A 14,597-nucleotide genomic window follows, 5' to 3' on the forward strand; every position below is an offset into this window, starting at 1 on the left:
CCCCTGCTCCCGCACACTCGTTCCACTCCCGGAACCGCATCGAAGTCGAGGCCCCCATGTCGCTCCAGTCCTTCAGCACCTCCCCGCTCACCCGTCGCACCGCGCTCGCCGGCCTGCTCACCGCCGCCGCGGTCCCGCTCCTCGCGGGCTGCGTCCAGGGCGAGGGCAGCGGCGGCGCGGCCGCGGCACCCGCCGCCTCCGACGGCTCGACCGCGACGACCCGGGGCGGCACGCTGACGCTCGACTTCGCGACCTACAACCCGCTCAGCCTCGTCATCAAGGAGAAGGGCTGGCTCGAGACCGCCCTCGCCGAGCAGGAGGTCACGGTCACCTGGGTGCAGTCGGCCGGCTCGAACAAGGCCAACGAGGCGCTGCGCGCCGGGGCGATCGACGTCGGCTCGACCGCCGGCTCGGCCGCACTGCTCGCCCGCTCGAACGGCTCGCCCATCAGGACGATCGACATCTTCTCGCAGCCGGAGTGGTCCGCCCTCGTCGTGCCCGCCGGCTCCGCCATCACGAGCGTCGAGCAGCTCGCCGGCAAGCAGATCGCGGCGACCAGCGGCACCGACCCCTACTTCTTCCTCGTGCAGGCGCTCGAGGCCGCCGGCCTGAGCATCGACGACGTCACCGTGCAGAACCTCCAGCACGCCGACGGCTGGGCGGCGCTGCAGAACGGCTCGGTCGATGCCTGGGCCGGTCTCGACCCGATCATGGCGGGGGCGGAGGCGGCCGGGGCGACCCTGCTCTACCGCAACGTCGACTTCAACTCCTACGGGCTGCTCAACGCCACCGAGAGCTTCCTCGCGGCCAAGCCCGACCTCGCGCAGACCGTGGTGAACGCCTACGAGCACGCCCGTGCCTGGGCGCTGGAGAACCAGGAGGAGACGGCGAGCATCCTCGCGTCGGTCGCCGGTCTCGACGTCGCCGTGGCGACCACGGTGATCACCGAGCGCAGCAACCTCGACGTCGACAACGTCCCCGGCTCCGCGCAGACCGACGTGCTCGCGGTGATCGGCCCGATCTTCGTCGCGAACGGCGACGTCGCCTCGCAGGACCAGGTCGACGCGGCCCTCGACTCGCTGATCGACGACACCTACGCGTCGGCGGCGGACCCGTCCGCGATCGCCTGACGGCGCTCCTGACGCCCACCCGGACCCGGCCCCCTGCACCGACCGCTCGATGAACGAGGAGACGACGATGGCGACACGCGACGACGAGACCGTGACCGACGCCGACCTCGTGCGCCGGAGCACCGGACTCGTGCAGGCGCCCGGCGCGGTGGGCACCGCCGTGGTCGGTCCGAGCGTCGAGGCGTCGCAGAAGCGGCTCCGCGACGACGAGGCGGTGCACGCCCGGCCGCTCACCTCGCGGCGCTGGTTCCTGGTCGTCGGCGGGGCGATCCTGCCGGTGCTGCTGCTCGCGGCCTGGCAGATCGTCACGACCACCGGGATGGTGTCGGTCTCGGTGTTCCCGTCGCCGGCGATGGTCTGGGCGGCGGCGGTCGATCTCGCGCAGCGCGGCGACCTCGGGCAGGACGTGGCGATCTCGACGCAGCGGGTGCTGATCGGGTTCGGCCTCGGCTCCGCGCTGGGGCTGCTGGTCGGCGCGCTCTTCGGGCTCTCCCGGGTCTGGGAGGTCGTGCTCGCGCCGACGCTCGGCGCGATCCGCGCGGTGCCGTCGCTGGCCTGGGTGCCGCTGCTGCTGCTCTGGATGGGGATCGGCGAGGAGTCCAAGATCACCCTGATCACGATCGGCGCGTTCTTCCCCGTGTTCACCACCGTGGCGACCGCCCTCGGCCACGTCGACCGTCAGCTCGTCGAGGCGGGCCGGGCGTTCGGGCTCTCGGGCGTGCGGCTGTTCACGGCGGTGCAGCTGCCCGCCGTGATCCCCTCGGTGATCGCCGGGCTGCGACTGGCCCTCGCGCAGTCGTGGCTGTTCCTGGTCGCCGCCGAGCTGATCGCCTCGTCGATGGGCCTGGGCTTCCGCCTGACCGACAGCCAGAGCAACGGTCGGATCGACCGCGTCTTCCTCGCGATCATCCTGCTGGCGGTGCTGGGCAAGCTGACCGACTCGATCGTGGGCGTGTTCCAGCGCTTCGCGATCAGGAAGTGGGCGTGAGGATGACCGGCAGGACGCGTCCCACGACCGGTACGACCATCACGGAGGCACGCCGATGAGCGAGACGATCGCCAACCTGCTCGAGGAGTCCCGCCGCTTCCCGGCGCCCGAGGCGTTCGCGGCGCAGGCGAACGTCGGCCCGGACGAGTACGCGCGCGCCGCCGCCGACCCCGTGGCGTTCTGGGAGGAGGCCGCCCGGCGCCTCGACTGGGTCGAGCCCTGGCACACCGCCCACCGCTGGGAGCCGGCCGTCCCGCAGGAGGACGGCACGCTGTCGGTCCCGCGCGCGACCTGGTTCGAGGGCGGCACGCTCAACGTCGCCGTCAACTGCGTCGATCGGCACGTCGATGCGGGCCGCGGCGACAAGACCGCCCTGCACTTCGAGGGCGAGCGCGGTGACCGTCGCTCGATCAGCTACGCCGAGCTGCAGCGCGATGTCGCCCGCGCCGCGCACGCTCTCACCGCGCTCGGCATCGGGAAGGGCGATCGCGTCGTCGTCTACCTGCCGGTGATCCCCGAGACCGTCGTCATCACCCTCGCCATCGCGCGGATCGGCGCGATCCACTCCCTCGTCTTCGGCGGCTTCTCCGCGGAGGCGGTGCGGTTCCGCGTCGAGGACACCGGAGCGAAGCTGCTCGTCACCACCGACGGCCAGTTCCGGCGCGGGAAGGCCGTCGCCGTGAAGGCGAACGCGGACCACGCCGTCGCCGGCGTCGAGTCGATCGAGCACGTGCTCGTCGTCCGCCGCACCGGCGACGAGACGCCGGACCTCCCGTGGACCGAGGGCCGCGACGTCTGGTGGCACGACGTGGTGGACCCGCAGCCCGACGTGCACGAGGCCGAGGCCTTCGACGCCGAGACGCCGCTGTTCATCATCTACACCTCGGGCACGACCGGGAAGCCGAAGGGCCTCGTGCACACCAGCGGCGGGTACCTCACCCAGGCCTCCTGGACGCACTGGGCCGTCTTCGACGCGAAGCCGGACGACGTGCACTGGTGCACCGCCGACCTGGCGTGGGTGACGGCGCACACCTACGAGATCTACGGGCCGCTCTCGAACGGAATCACCCAGGTGATCTACGAGGGCACCCCGAGCACCCCGCACACCGCGCGTCACTTCGAGATCATCGAGCGCTACGGCGTCACCGTCTACTACACGGCGCCGACGCTGATCCGGACGCTGATGACCTGGTTCCCGGAGGGCGTGCCGCAGCAGTACGACCTCTCCAGCCTCCGGCTGCTCGGCACGGTCGGCGAGTCGATCAACCCCGAGGCCTGGGTCTGGTTCCACGAGCGGATCGGCGGCGGGCGCTGCCCGATCGTCGACACCTGGTGGCAGTCCGAGACGGGCGCGGCCGTGATGTGCCCGCTGCCCGGCGTCTCGACGCTGAAGCCCGGCTCCTCGCTCGGCGCCCTGCCCGGCCTCGGCGCCCTCGTCGTGGACGAGGCCGGCGAGCGGGTGCCGAACGGCTCCGGCGGCTACCTCGTGGTGGACCGCACCGGCCCGGCCCTCGCGCGGACGGTCTGGGGGAACCCGGAGCGGTACCGCGACTCCTACTGGGCCCGCTACGCCGACCGCGGCTACTTCTTCTCCGGTGACGGCGCGAAGTACGACGCCGACGGCGACATCTGGGTGCTCGGCCGGGTCGACGACGTCATCAACGTCTCGGGGCACCGGCTCTCGACCATCGAGATCGAGTCGGCGCTCGTCGCGCACCCGGCGGTGGGCGAGGCCGGGGTGGTGGGCGTCGAGGACGCGACGACCGGGCAGGCGATCGCGGCGTTCGTGATCCCCTCCGACGAGGGGATCGACCGCGCCGAGGAGGATCCCGCCTACTGGACGGCGCTCGAGGCCGATCTGTCGCAGCTGCTGCGCGAGCACGTGGCGACGGCGATCGGGCCGATCGCGAAGCCGCGCGACGTGGTCGTCGTGCCGGATCTGCCCAAGACCCGCTCGGGCAAGATCATGCGCCGCCTGCTCGGCGACATCCGCGATGGCCGCGCCCTCGGCGACGTCACGAGCCTCCAGGACGACACCGTCCCGGAGCGGATCGCCCGCATCGTCGCCGCGCGCGGCTGAGACGCACGGGCCCCGCGTCCAGCAGGGTGGGTCTCGAGACGCCCCTGCGGGGCTGCTCGACCAGCATGTGTGAGCGCGGGCGGGGCTGCTCGACCCAGCATGACGGTGCGCGCCGCCCGAGGCTTCCGGTCACCTCCGAAGCGGGGCGGGGCGGGGGCATCGGGAGTAGCGTTGACGCGTGCGCGATGTCCAGCAGCGAATCATCTCCGAGCTCCACGTCTCCCCCACCGTCGACCCGGCCGCCGAGGTCGAGCGGCGCAGCGGCTTCCTCGCCGACTACCTCCGGCACACCGGGGCCAAGGGCCTCGTGCTCGGCATCAGCGGCGGGCAGGACTCGAGCCTGGCCGGGCGGCTCTGCCAGCTCGCGGTCGAGCAGGTGCGCGCGGACGGCGGCGACGCCTCCTTCATCGCGGTGCGGCTGCCCTACAGGGTGCAGGCGGACGAGGAGGACGCGCAGCTCGCGCTGACCTTCATCCGGCCCGACCGCCAGGTCACCTTCGACATCCACGCCGGCGTCGACGGCATCGCCTCGGCGTTCGGCGATGCGGTCGGCGAGCCGATCTCGGACTTCGTCAAAGGCAACGTCAAGGCGCGCGCCCGGATGGTCGCGCAGTACGCGATCGCCGGCCAGGCGGGCATGCTCGTCGTCGGAACGGACCACGCGGCGGAGGCGGTGACCGGCTTCTTCACCAAGTTCGGCGACGGCGGTGCCGACGTCCTCCCGCTCACCGGCCTGACCAAGCGCCAGGGCCGCTCGCTCCTCGAGCACCTCGATGCCCCGGCCCGGCTCTACGAGAAGGCGCCGACGGCCGACCTGCTCGACGAGAACCCCGGCCAGACGGACGAGTCGAACCTCGGCCTCGTCTACGCCGACCTGGACGAGTACCTCGAGGGCGGCGACGTCGCGACCGAGGTCGCCGAGGCGATCGAGGCCCGGTACCAGGCGACCGAGCACAAGCGCCAGGTGCCGCTGTCGATGTTCGACGACTGGTGGCGCGCCTCCGCCGTCTACACGCCCGGCAACCACTGAGCTCACAGGCACAGCGACGGAACGAGCCCGCCGACAGTACGAGCCGCCCCGGAGATCCTCCGGGGCGGCTCGCTCGTTCAGGGCGCGGGGCTCAGTCGGCGGCGCGCGCGTTGTAGACGAGCACCTCGCCCGCGTCCACGTGCTCGCGGTAGGCGCGGAACACGGCCAGCGCCTCGTCACGCAGCACGCCGTCGACGACCTCGATGCCGCGGGCCTCGAACTGCGCGGCCCAGTCCTCGCGCATCGGGCCCTCGTCGAAGGTGGAGATCTCCTCCAGCTCGGGGCCGGACCCGGCGACGACCAGGCGGCGCACGCCCGACCACAGCGTCGCTCCGTAGCACTGCACGCAGGGCCGCCAGTTGACGACCAGCTCGTGCGCGGGCAGGCCCTCGCCGCCGAGATCCCAGCTGCCGACCGCGGTCTGCGCCAGGCCGAGCGCGGTGACCTCCGCGTGTCCGGAGGAGACCCCGCTGCCTAGGACCACGTTGACGCCGACCGAGACCACGCGGCCGGAGTCGCGCTCGACGACGATCGCCGCGAAGGGGCCGCCGTTGCCCTCGCGGAAGTTGCGGTCGGCCAGAGCGTGCACGAGGGCCATGCGGTCCTCGCGCTCGGGCAGGAACTCGGGGACGTCGCGCACGGCGTCCTCGATCCAGGCGGGCAGGGCGATCTCGTAGCGGGTGGCGAGGCGGTCGATGTCCATGCCTCCATGCTCCCATCCGGGGTGGCGGCAGCCGGACGTCACACCGAGAGGGCCGCCTGGAGGGCCGCCGCCTTCGCCGCCCAGAAGCGCTTCGCCACCCCGGTGCGGGAGAAGAGCGCGTCGAAGCCGTGGAAGGCGCCCTCGACGATCTCGAGCTCGCACGGAACTCCGGCCGCGCGGAGCCGCTCGGCGTAGCGGGCGTCCTCGTCGTGGAAGAGATCGAGCGTGCCGACGCCGATCCAGGCGGGCGGAAGGCCCGAGAGGTCGTCGCGGCGGGCGGGCGCGGCGTAGGGCGAGACGTCGGGGCCGCCGGGCTCGCCGCCGAGGTAGGACGTCCAGCCGAAGCGGTTGCTGCCCGGCGTCCACACGCGGACGCCGCGCGGCGGGGGGCCCGGGCGGGTGACGGTGCGGTCGTCGAGCATCGGGTAGACCAGCAGCTGGAAGGCGGGCTGCGCTCCCCCGCGGTCGTGGGCGAGGAGGGTCGCCCCCGCGGCCAGGCCGGCGCCCGCGCTCGCGCCGCCGAGCGCGATCCGCGCGGGGTCGATGCCGCGCTCGTCGGCGTGCGCCGCGAGCCAGTGGAACGCGGCCAGCACGTCCTCGAGGGCGGCGGGCGCCGGGTGGGCGGGTGCGAGCCGGTAGCCGACCGAGAGGACCGTGATGCCGAGGGTCCGGGCGAAGGCGATGTTCGACGCCTCGTCGTCGAAGCGGCTGCCGAGCACCATGCCGCCGCCGTGCACCCAGACCAGCGCGGGTGCGGCACCGCGGAGGGTGCGCGGGCGGTAGCTGCGGGCCGGGACCGGGTGGCCGTCCGGTCCCGGGATCTCGAGGTCCTCGACCACGAGGTCGGGCGGTGCCTCCCCGCCGGTGGCCTGGCGGCGGGTGGCGAGGCGGAGCAGGCGCGGGCCGAGGACGATCGGCGGGAGGAGGCGGCCGATCGCGAGGTCCGGATGGAAGAGGGGCGCCGTCGCGGCGCCGCGCGGTGACGCGGTCATGCGCGGGAGGCTACTCCTGCGCACCGCGCGAACGCCCCTCCCCGAGGAGGCCGGGCCCGGCTCGCGGGCGGGACCGGCCTCCGGTGGGCGGGACCTACGGCCGGACCAGCGTCTTGATCGCGCGGCGCTCGTCCATCGCGGCGTACGCCTCCGCGATCTCCTCGAGCGGCAGCTCGAGGTCGAAGACGAGACCGGGCTCGATCGCGCCGCTGAGCACGTCGGGGAGGAGCTCCGCCATGTAGCCGCGGACCGGGGCGACGCCGCCGTTGACGCCGACGTTGGAGCCGAACATCTGGCGCACGGGCAGCTCGGGGCCGCCGTTGGGGACGCCGACGTAGCCGACCATGCCGCCGGGGCGGGCCGAGTCGAGGGCCTGCTGCATCGACTCCTTGGTGCCGACGCACTCGAGGACGCAGTCGGCGCCGATGCCGTCGGTGAGCTCGCGGACCCGGGCGACGCCCTCGTCCCCGCGGGTGTCGACGATGTGGGTCGCGCCGAAGCGGGTGGCGAGCGCCTGGCGGGACTCGTGCCGGGACATCGCGATGATCGTCGTCGCGCCGAGGCGCTTGGCCGCCAGCACGGCGCAGAGGCCGACCGCGCCGTCGCCGACGACCGCGACGGTGGAGCCCGCGGTGACCCCGGCCGAGACGGCGGCGTGGTGGCCGGTGCCCATCACGTCGGCCAGGGTGAGCAGGCTCGGGATCAGCGTCGGGTCGACGTCGGTGCCGACCGGGAAGAGCGTGCCGTCGGCGAGCGGGACGCGGACCTTCTCGCCCTGCGCGCCGTCGGCGAAGCCCTGCTCGCCGACCTCGGCGCCCCACCAGCCGCCGGTGAGGCAGGAGGTCGAGACGCCGTTGGCGCAGTTGGCGCAGGTGCCGTCGCAGACGTAGAAGGGGGCGATGACGAAGTCGCCGACCGCGATGTCGTGCACGTCGTCGCCGATCTCCTCGACGACGCCGACGAACTCGTGGCCGATGCGGTGCGCCTCCTTCGTCGGGGTGACGCCGCGGTACGGCCAGAGGTCGGAGCCGCAGACGCACGCGGCCGTGACGCGGACGATCGCGTCGCGGCCGGTCGAGAGCACGGGGTCGGGCACCTCCTCGAGTCGGACGTCGCGCTCGCCGTGGATGATCGTTGCTCGCATGGGGACTCCTGCTCGAGAGGGGGTGGGGGCTCGACCACGCTACGCCGCTCGCGCGGAGCGACAGGTGCCGGGACAGGGGCTTGCACGAACGTCCGCGGACGCTACGGCGGTGCCTCCCGCCAGCCGTCGGCGCCGACGACGACGTGCGCGACGAAGCGCAGCCCGCAGGCCGCGCACGCCTCGACGAGCGACCGCGTCACGGCGCGGTCGGAGGGGAGGACCTCCGCCGCACCCGCGTGGCTGTGGGCGAGGCCGACCGCGGCCGCACCCCGCGCCAGCACCTCGGCGAGGATCTCGGACACCGGCAGGTCGGCGTGGGCGGGCGGGCCGTCCGCGAGCGCGATGACGTCGCGCACGGCGCCCGCGGCGGTCAGGGCGACCGCGAGCACGGTCTCCGTCGGACGTGCGGCGAGCAGCGGCGTCACCAGCTCAGCGAGGCCGGCCGCGTCGACGACGCGCGCGGCCCGCCCGGCGCGGTTCATCCTCCGCCGCAGCTCGAAGGACGCGACGATGCGGCAGGCGGCGACCTCGCCGACGCCGCGCTGGCGCACCAGGTCGGCGACGCCCGCCCGCGACACCGCGTCGATGCCGCCGAAGCGCGCGAGCAGGCGCTGCGCGACGACGGTCGCGTTCGCCCCGCGGACCCCGCTGCCTATCAGCACGGCGAGCGTCTCCGCGTCGGTCAGCGCCTCCGGACCGCGGGCGCGGAGCCGCTCGCGCGGCCGCTCCTCGGGCGCGAGGTCGGCCATGCGCGCGCCGGCGGCGGGAGACGGGGAGTCCATGGGCGGGACGCTACCCGCCGTCGCGACCCCGGCGAGGCGCCCGGGCGGCGACTGTGGACGGACCGCCCGCGATCGCCCCCTGTGGAGGAGCCCCCGCCCCGAACGGCCCGTTCCATCCTCCAAAAGTTGCGGTAGTGGCGCGCGGCTACCGCAACTCTTGAGGAATGGGAGGGGAGGGTCGGGGGCGGGGCAATGGGCGGCGCGGGGCGCGCCCGGGCTACGGCGTCGCGAGGCCCGCGGAGACCTGGAGGCCGTCCGGGCCCGCGTCGACGAGCACGACGTCGCCGTCGCGGATGGAGCCGTCGAGGAGGGCCGTCGCCAGCCGGTCGTCGATCTCCTGCTGCATGAGGCGGCGCAGCGGGCGGGCGCCGTACTGCGGGTCGTAGCCGCGCTCGGCCAGCCAGCCGCGGGCGGCGGGCGTGACCGCGAGGTCGAGGCGCCGCTCCGCCAGCCGGCGCGAGAGCCGGTCGACGTAGAGCGAGACGATCTCGCCGAGCTCGGTGCGGTCGAGCGCCTCGAACACGACGATGTCGTCGAGCCGGTTCACGAACTCGGGCTTGAAGGCCTGCCGCACCATCTGCTGCACGGCCTCCACCTTCTGCGGGCGGGTCAGCGACTGGTCGATCAGGAACTGCGAGCCGAGGTTCGAGGTGAGGATGAGGATCGTGTTGCGGAAGTCGACCGTCCGCCCCTGGCCGTCGGTGAGCCGGCCGTCGTCGAGCACCTGCAGCAGCACGTCGAAGACCTCGGGGTGCGCCTTCTCGATCTCGTCCAGCAGCACGACCGAGTACGGCCGGCGGCGCACGGCCTCGGTCAGCTGGCCGCCCTGCTCGTAGCCGATGTAGCCGGGAGGGGCGCCGACGAGCCGCGAGACGGCGAACTTCTCGCCGTACTCCGACATGTCGATGCGGACCATCGCCTTCTCGTCGTCGAAGAGGTGATCGGCCAGCGCCTTCGCGAGCTCGGTCTTGCCGACGCCGGTCGGGCCGAGGAAGAGGAAGGAGCCGGTGGGCCGGTCGGGGTCGGAGACGCCCGCGCGGGTGCGGCGGACGGCGCCGGCGACGGCCGAGACGGCCTCGTTCTGGCCGATCAGGCGCCGGTGCAGCTCGGTCTCGAGGTGCAGCAGCTTCTCCGTCTCGCCCTGCATCAGCCGGCCGACGGGGATGCCCGTCCAGGCGGCGATGACCGCGGCGATGTCGTCCGAGGTGACCTGCTCGTTGACCATGCGGCCCTCGGCCGGCTGCTCCTCCTGCTCGGCCGCCGCGAGCTCGCTCTCGGCCGCCGGGATGTCGCCGTAGAGCAGGCGCGAGGCGCGCTCGAGGTTGCCCTCACGCTGGGCCCGCTCGGCCGCGATCCGCAGGGCGTCGAGCCGGTTCTTGAGATCGCCGATGCGGTTGAGGGAGGCGCGCTCGCGCTCCCAGCGCTGCTGCAGCTCGGCGAGGTGCGCACCACGGCGGGCGAGGTCCTCGCGCAGCTTCTCCAGCCGCGCCTTCGAGGCCTCGTCCTTCTCCTTCTTCAGCGCGAGCTCCTCGAGCTTCAGCCGGTCGACGGAGCGGCGCAGCTCGTCGATCTCGACCGGCGCGGAGTCGATCTCCATCCGCAGGCGCGAGGCGGCCTCGTCGATGAGGTCGATGGCCTTGTCGGGCAGCTGACGGGCGGTGATGTAGCGGTTGGACAGCGAGGCGGCGGCGATCAGCGCGGAGTCGGCGATGGCGACCTTGTGGTGCGCCTCGTAGCGCTCCTTGAGGCCGCGGAGGATCGCGACCGTGTCCTCGACGGTCGGCTCGCCGACGAAGACCTGCTGGAAGCGGCGCTCGAGGGCCGCGTCCTTCTCGATGTACTGGCGGTACTCGTCGAGCGTCGTGGCGCCGATCATCCGCAGCTCGCCGCGGGCGAGCATGGGCTTCAGCATGTTCGCGGCGGCCACCGAGCCCTCGCCGCCGCCCGCGCCCATCAGGGTGTGCAGCTCGTCGATGAAGGTGATGATGCGGCCGCCGGAGTCGTTGATCTCGGCGAGGACGGCCTTCAGCCGCTCCTCGAACTCGCCGCGGTACTTCGCACCCGCGATCAGCGCGGAGAGGTCGAGGCTGACGAGTCGCTTGCCCTTGAGGCTGTCGGCGACGTCGCCCGCGACGATCCGCTGCGCGAGCCCCTCGACGACCGCCGTCTTGCCGACGCCGGGCTCGCCGATGAGCACGGGGTTGTTCTTGGTGCGGCGCGTGAGCACCTGGCTCACGCGACGGATCTCGGCGTCCCGTCCGATGACCGGGTCGAGCTTGCCGCTCGCCGCGATCGCGGTCAGGTCGACGCCGTACTGCGCGAGAGCGGACGACTCGTCCTGCTGGGGTGTCCGACCGGCCTGCATCTGCATCTCCTCCTTGCGGTTCGAAAGTTGAGTTCGAATGACTCAACTTTACGCCCGTCGGAACCATTCCCGCGGGGACGGCGAGTTCTGCGGCGGCGACTCGCAGCTCAGGCCGTGAGACGGCCCTCGCTCAGCCCGCCTCGGAGGGAGCCGAGCGCGTCGCGGAGGACCGCGCCCAGGCGCGACTCGCGCACTCCCGTCAGCGCCGCGATCTCGGGCTGGGAGTAGCGGCCCGCGACGGCGAGCAGCAGCAGCTCGCGGTCCGGGCAGGCCAGGGCGAGGAGCCCGTCGGCGAGCGGGCGCCGCGAGGGCTCGCGGGAGGAGCCGAGCGTCTCGCAGAGCACCTCGAGCAGCCACAGCACCGGCTCCGGAGCGCGGGCACCCTCGCGGGCGCGGCGCCACACGGAGGCGAACGCCTCGGTGCAGATCCGGTCGCGAGCGGCGGCGTCGGCCTGCACGGTCGCGATCGACGCGGAGAAGAGCCCGCCGAAGCGGTCGAACAGCTCGGCGAACGCGGCACGGTCGCCGGTCGCGACGGCCCCGAGGAGGCGCGCGGCGGCCTCGGCCAGGGCGGGGCGGATCCGCTCCGCGCGCGCGTCGTCGCTACGTTCATGCATCTGCACACACTGGCACCGCAACCCGGGTCGTGGCACCAGTTGCGGTCACACCCGTCAGGGGGTAACGGCACCGCGGCGCCCCGACGGGTCACCCGCACGCGGGTGCCGGTGGCGTCCTTCCGCGGTTCCCGTGCCGCCCCGGGGCGAGGGACCGGACGCCGTTGCGCAGCAGAGTCCGGCGCGCATGGGCGGGCGCGGCGTCGGCGATCGTGCCGACGCCCGTCTCGGGAGCGCCGGCGGGCCGGCTCAGAGCTTGGGCCAGCGCGCGCGGGCGAAGCAGAACACGCCGTAGGCGATGAGCCCGACGGCCACGGCGGCGAGCAGGGCCACGCCGAACGGCAGCTCGGTCAGCGACTTCAGCGCCTCGTCCAGCCCGCCCGCCTGCTCGGGGTCGTGCCGGACCGCGGCGACGATCAGGAGGACGCCGAGCGCACCGAGCACGATGCCCTTGGCGACGTAGCCGGCGACGCCGAGGCCCGTGACGACGCGGCCGGCGGTCCCGCCGGGCACGGCGATGTTCTTCAGGAACTTCTTCGAGGCGCCGCGGTAGACGAAGACGCCGCCCACGGCGAGGACCGCGAGCCCCGCGATCACGAGGAGGACGACGCCGCCCGGCGCGGCGAGGACCTGCGCGCTCGCACTCTGCGACGTCTCGGACGAGTCGGAGCTGCCGCCCGTCGCGAAGCGCAGAGTGGTCGCTCCGAGCGCGGCGTAGACGACGGCCTTCGCCGCCTCCTTCAGCCGGCTGCCCCAGCGCGACGCCGCGCTGTCGCCGTCCGCGATCAGGAAGGCCTCGAGCACACCCCACAGGGCGAGCCCGAACAGGCCGATCGCGCAGACCCACAGCACGACCACTCCCCCGGGCTGCGCGGCGAGCTGCCCGAGCGCTCCGGTCTGGTCGGCCTCGCCGCCACCGCCTCGGGCGACCTGCAGGGCGATCACGCCGATGAGGATGTGGACGAGGCCGTTCGCGGCGTAGCCCCCGCGAGCGAGGGTGCGGATCGCGGTCGAGTCCTGCGCGTCGTCGGCAGCGCGCTTGGCCTGGGTGCCTGAGGGAGTGTTCACGATCCGGACGGTACGCGACTCCGCCCGCCGCGTCGAACCCGGGCCGTGGGCGCGGGCAGCCCGGGGAGCCCGCCGACCCCGATTCCCGGCGGGAGTCCGACGGCGGCACGCGTCGCTTCTCCACATGCTCTCCCCAGCCTGTGGACGGCGGATCCCGCGTCGGACCGGCCTCGACTCCGGGGCGGACCCTGTGAGGACGGTCGTTCTCCACATCTCTCCACAGAGTTATCCACAGCTGTGGAGATCTCTCCTGGGGAGAGAGCTGGAGTGGGCGCTCACCCCTGCTGCCGCTCTCCCCCTCAGCGCCCGATCGACCCGGCGAGGTCGGCGTGAGCGGCGATCGTCTCGATGAAGGCGGCGACGAGAGGGGGTCGGGGGCGGCCCGGGTGAAGGCGCGGACCGTGCTCCGGCGTGAAGTGCACCCACGGCTCGTCCGCCAGCGCTGCGAGGTCGCTCAAGCGCACGTCGGTGTCGGTGCACTGGGAGTGATGTTCACGCGTCCGATGTCCGCGACGCCGGACCTGCGTGCGCAGCACGACCTGCTGCAGGAGGTGTCCGGGCTGCTGGGCGAGGGGGTGCTGCGCACGACGCTCACCCGCGCACTGTCGCCCCTGAACGCGGGGACCCTGGCCCAGGCGCACCGCCTGGTCGAGGCCGGCGGGCGTCCCGGCAAGGTCGTGGTCAGCGGCTGGTGACGTTGCGGGCGGGGCTGGTCACACGTCGATCGCGTGGACCAGGCCGTCCTGCACGCTGCCGAGCCAGTCGTAGACCGCGCGGATCGCCTGCCCGGTCTCGTCTTCGGGCTCGACGTCGTCGGAGTCGAGGATGCCGAGTCGCGCGGCGAGGGCGAGGCGCATGTCGGTGAGGCCGCGGAGCCAGGACAGCGCCTGGGGCGGCTCGAGGCGGACGGCGACCTCGCCGAGCCCGGCGAACACGCGGGCGTGCCCGGAGCCCTCGCCCGCGTCGAGCGCGGCGGTGATCGCGCGGGCGTCGTCCATCTTGCGGCCGGCCAGGTCCGGGGCGGTGAAGCGGCGGAACTCGGCGGCGGCCTCGTCGTCGTCGCGGTAGGCGTCGGGGAGCAGGCGCGCCAGGGCGGGGTCGTCGCGGGCGTCCTCGGACGTGCCGCGATCGAGGAGCTCGAGCATCTCGCCGGCGAGGTGGCGGAGGATCCCGGCCTCCTCGCGGTCGAAGCGGGCCACGGCGGCGCCGGAGGAGTCGCGGCGGAAGGAGCGCATCAGCGGCCGCCGGCCGTGCGTCGGCGGGTCGAGCGTCGGAGGGCTGGGCCTCGGCGGGTCATGCGTCGGCCTTCTGCAGCGTCGCCCACAGGCCGTAGCCGTGCATCGCCTCCACGTGCCGCTCCATCTCCTCGCGGTTGCCGGTCGCGACCACGGCGCGCCCCTCCGTGTGCACCTGGAGCATGAGGCGCTCGGCCTCAGCGCGACCGAAGCCGAAATAGCTGCGGAAGACGTAGGACACGTACGACATCAGGTTCACCGGGTCGTCCCAGACGAGCACGACCCACGGCACCTCGGCGGCCGAGCGGGTCGCCAGCCGCTCGTCGGCGCGCTCGATCGTGTCCACCATCCCTCCAGCCTAGGTCGCGCGGTAGGGCCCCCATGCCGGTCGAGCAGCCACCTCCGGCGGCGTATCGAGACCCGGCCTCTGCAGAACGGTGGATCTCGATACGCCCGCTCCGCGGGC

General features: G+C 73.7%; 15 protein-coding genes. 5 read left to right on the forward strand and 10 right to left on the reverse strand.

Annotated features, from left to right (window positions below; all coding sequences use genetic code 11):
- Positions 1 to 56: 56 nt before the first annotated feature.
- The 4 genes from HRK28_RS14305 (at position 57) to nadE (ending at position 5,228) form a co-directional block, all read left to right on the forward strand.
- Positions 57 to 1,130, forward strand: a complete 1,074-nt coding sequence (locus HRK28_RS14305) for an aliphatic sulfonate ABC transporter substrate-binding protein (protein WP_160085960.1) — start codon at positions 57 to 59, stop codon at positions 1,128 to 1,130.
- Between the two features lie 67 nt (positions 1,131 to 1,197).
- Positions 1,198 to 2,118: an ABC transporter permease gene (locus HRK28_RS14310; protein ID WP_160085962.1), complete on the forward strand. Its 921-nt coding sequence runs from the start codon at positions 1,198 to 1,200 to the stop codon at positions 2,116 to 2,118.
- A 55-nt stretch (positions 2,119 to 2,173) separates the two neighbouring features.
- Complete coding sequence (gene acs / locus HRK28_RS14315) at positions 2,174 to 4,198, forward strand: acetate--CoA ligase (protein WP_173252100.1); 2,025 nt, start codon at positions 2,174 to 2,176, stop codon at positions 4,196 to 4,198.
- A gap of 178 nt (positions 4,199 to 4,376) precedes the next feature.
- Positions 4,377 to 5,228 (forward strand): ammonia-dependent NAD(+) synthetase, encoded by an 852-nt coding sequence (gene nadE / locus HRK28_RS14320; protein ID WP_173252101.1) that lies wholly within the window; start codon positions 4,377 to 4,379, stop codon positions 5,226 to 5,228.
- 91 nt (positions 5,229 to 5,319) lie between these two features.
- Here nadE and HRK28_RS14325 read toward each other — a convergent pair whose 3' ends face one another.
- The 8 genes from HRK28_RS14325 to HRK28_RS14360 all read right to left on the reverse strand — a co-directional run bounded on the left by HRK28_RS14325 (position 5,320) and on the right by HRK28_RS14360 (position 13,354).
- Positions 5,320 to 5,931: a nucleoside deaminase gene (locus HRK28_RS14325; RefSeq protein WP_173252102.1), complete on the reverse strand. Its 612-nt coding sequence runs from the start codon at positions 5,929 to 5,931 to the stop codon at positions 5,320 to 5,322.
- 38 nt (positions 5,932 to 5,969) lie between these two features.
- Complete coding sequence (locus tag HRK28_RS14330) at positions 5,970 to 6,923, reverse strand: alpha/beta hydrolase (RefSeq protein WP_173252103.1); 954 nt, start codon at positions 6,921 to 6,923, stop codon at positions 5,970 to 5,972.
- A gap of 94 nt (positions 6,924 to 7,017) precedes the next feature.
- Complete coding sequence (locus HRK28_RS14335; RefSeq protein ID WP_127887857.1) at positions 7,018 to 8,067, reverse strand: zinc-dependent alcohol dehydrogenase family protein; 1,050 nt, start codon at positions 8,065 to 8,067, stop codon at positions 7,018 to 7,020.
- Between the two features lie 101 nt (positions 8,068 to 8,168).
- On the reverse strand, positions 8,169 to 8,849 hold the full coding sequence (locus tag HRK28_RS14340; RefSeq protein WP_173252104.1) for a RadC family protein: 681 nt from the start codon (positions 8,847 to 8,849) through the stop codon (positions 8,169 to 8,171).
- A 217-nt stretch (positions 8,850 to 9,066) separates the two neighbouring features.
- Positions 9,067 to 11,214, reverse strand: coding sequence for an ATP-dependent Clp protease ATP-binding subunit (locus HRK28_RS14345; RefSeq protein WP_173252388.1), 2,148 nt, complete (start codon positions 11,212 to 11,214; stop codon positions 9,067 to 9,069).
- A 107-nt stretch (positions 11,215 to 11,321) separates the two neighbouring features.
- Positions 11,322 to 11,831 (reverse strand): hypothetical protein, encoded by a 510-nt coding sequence (locus HRK28_RS14350; RefSeq protein ID WP_160085974.1) that lies wholly within the window; start codon positions 11,829 to 11,831, stop codon positions 11,322 to 11,324.
- A gap of 246 nt (positions 11,832 to 12,077) precedes the next feature.
- Positions 12,078 to 12,896, reverse strand: coding sequence for a DUF1206 domain-containing protein (locus HRK28_RS14355; RefSeq protein ID WP_367948434.1), 819 nt, complete (start codon positions 12,894 to 12,896; stop codon positions 12,078 to 12,080).
- Between the two features lie 299 nt (positions 12,897 to 13,195).
- Positions 13,196 to 13,354, reverse strand: coding sequence for a hypothetical protein (locus tag HRK28_RS14360; protein ID WP_173252106.1), 159 nt, complete (start codon positions 13,352 to 13,354; stop codon positions 13,196 to 13,198).
- A gap of 45 nt (positions 13,355 to 13,399) precedes the next feature.
- Between HRK28_RS14360 and HRK28_RS14365 the strand changes: the two genes are divergently transcribed.
- Complete coding sequence (locus tag HRK28_RS14365) at positions 13,400 to 13,591, forward strand: zinc-binding dehydrogenase (RefSeq protein ID WP_173252107.1); 192 nt, start codon at positions 13,400 to 13,402, stop codon at positions 13,589 to 13,591.
- Between the two features lie 18 nt (positions 13,592 to 13,609).
- On the opposite strand, the gene HRK28_RS14370 is transcribed toward HRK28_RS14365, so the two are convergent.
- Together HRK28_RS14370 and clpS are read right to left on the reverse strand one after the other, a co-directional pair.
- Positions 13,610 to 14,131 carry a DUF2017 domain-containing protein gene (locus tag HRK28_RS14370; protein ID WP_173252108.1) on the reverse strand — a complete coding sequence of 174 codons (522 nt, stop codon included), beginning with the start codon at positions 14,129 to 14,131 and terminating at the stop codon, positions 13,610 to 13,612.
- A 58-nt stretch (positions 14,132 to 14,189) separates the two neighbouring features.
- Positions 14,190 to 14,480, reverse strand: a complete 291-nt coding sequence (gene clpS / locus HRK28_RS14375) for an ATP-dependent Clp protease adapter ClpS (RefSeq protein WP_123706048.1) — start codon at positions 14,478 to 14,480, stop codon at positions 14,190 to 14,192.
- Between the last annotated feature and the right edge of the window lie 117 nt (positions 14,481 to 14,597).

Source organism: Rathayibacter sp. VKM Ac-2835 (assembly GCF_013266705.1).
GTDB lineage: Bacteria > Actinomycetota > Actinomycetes > Actinomycetales > Microbacteriaceae > Rathayibacter.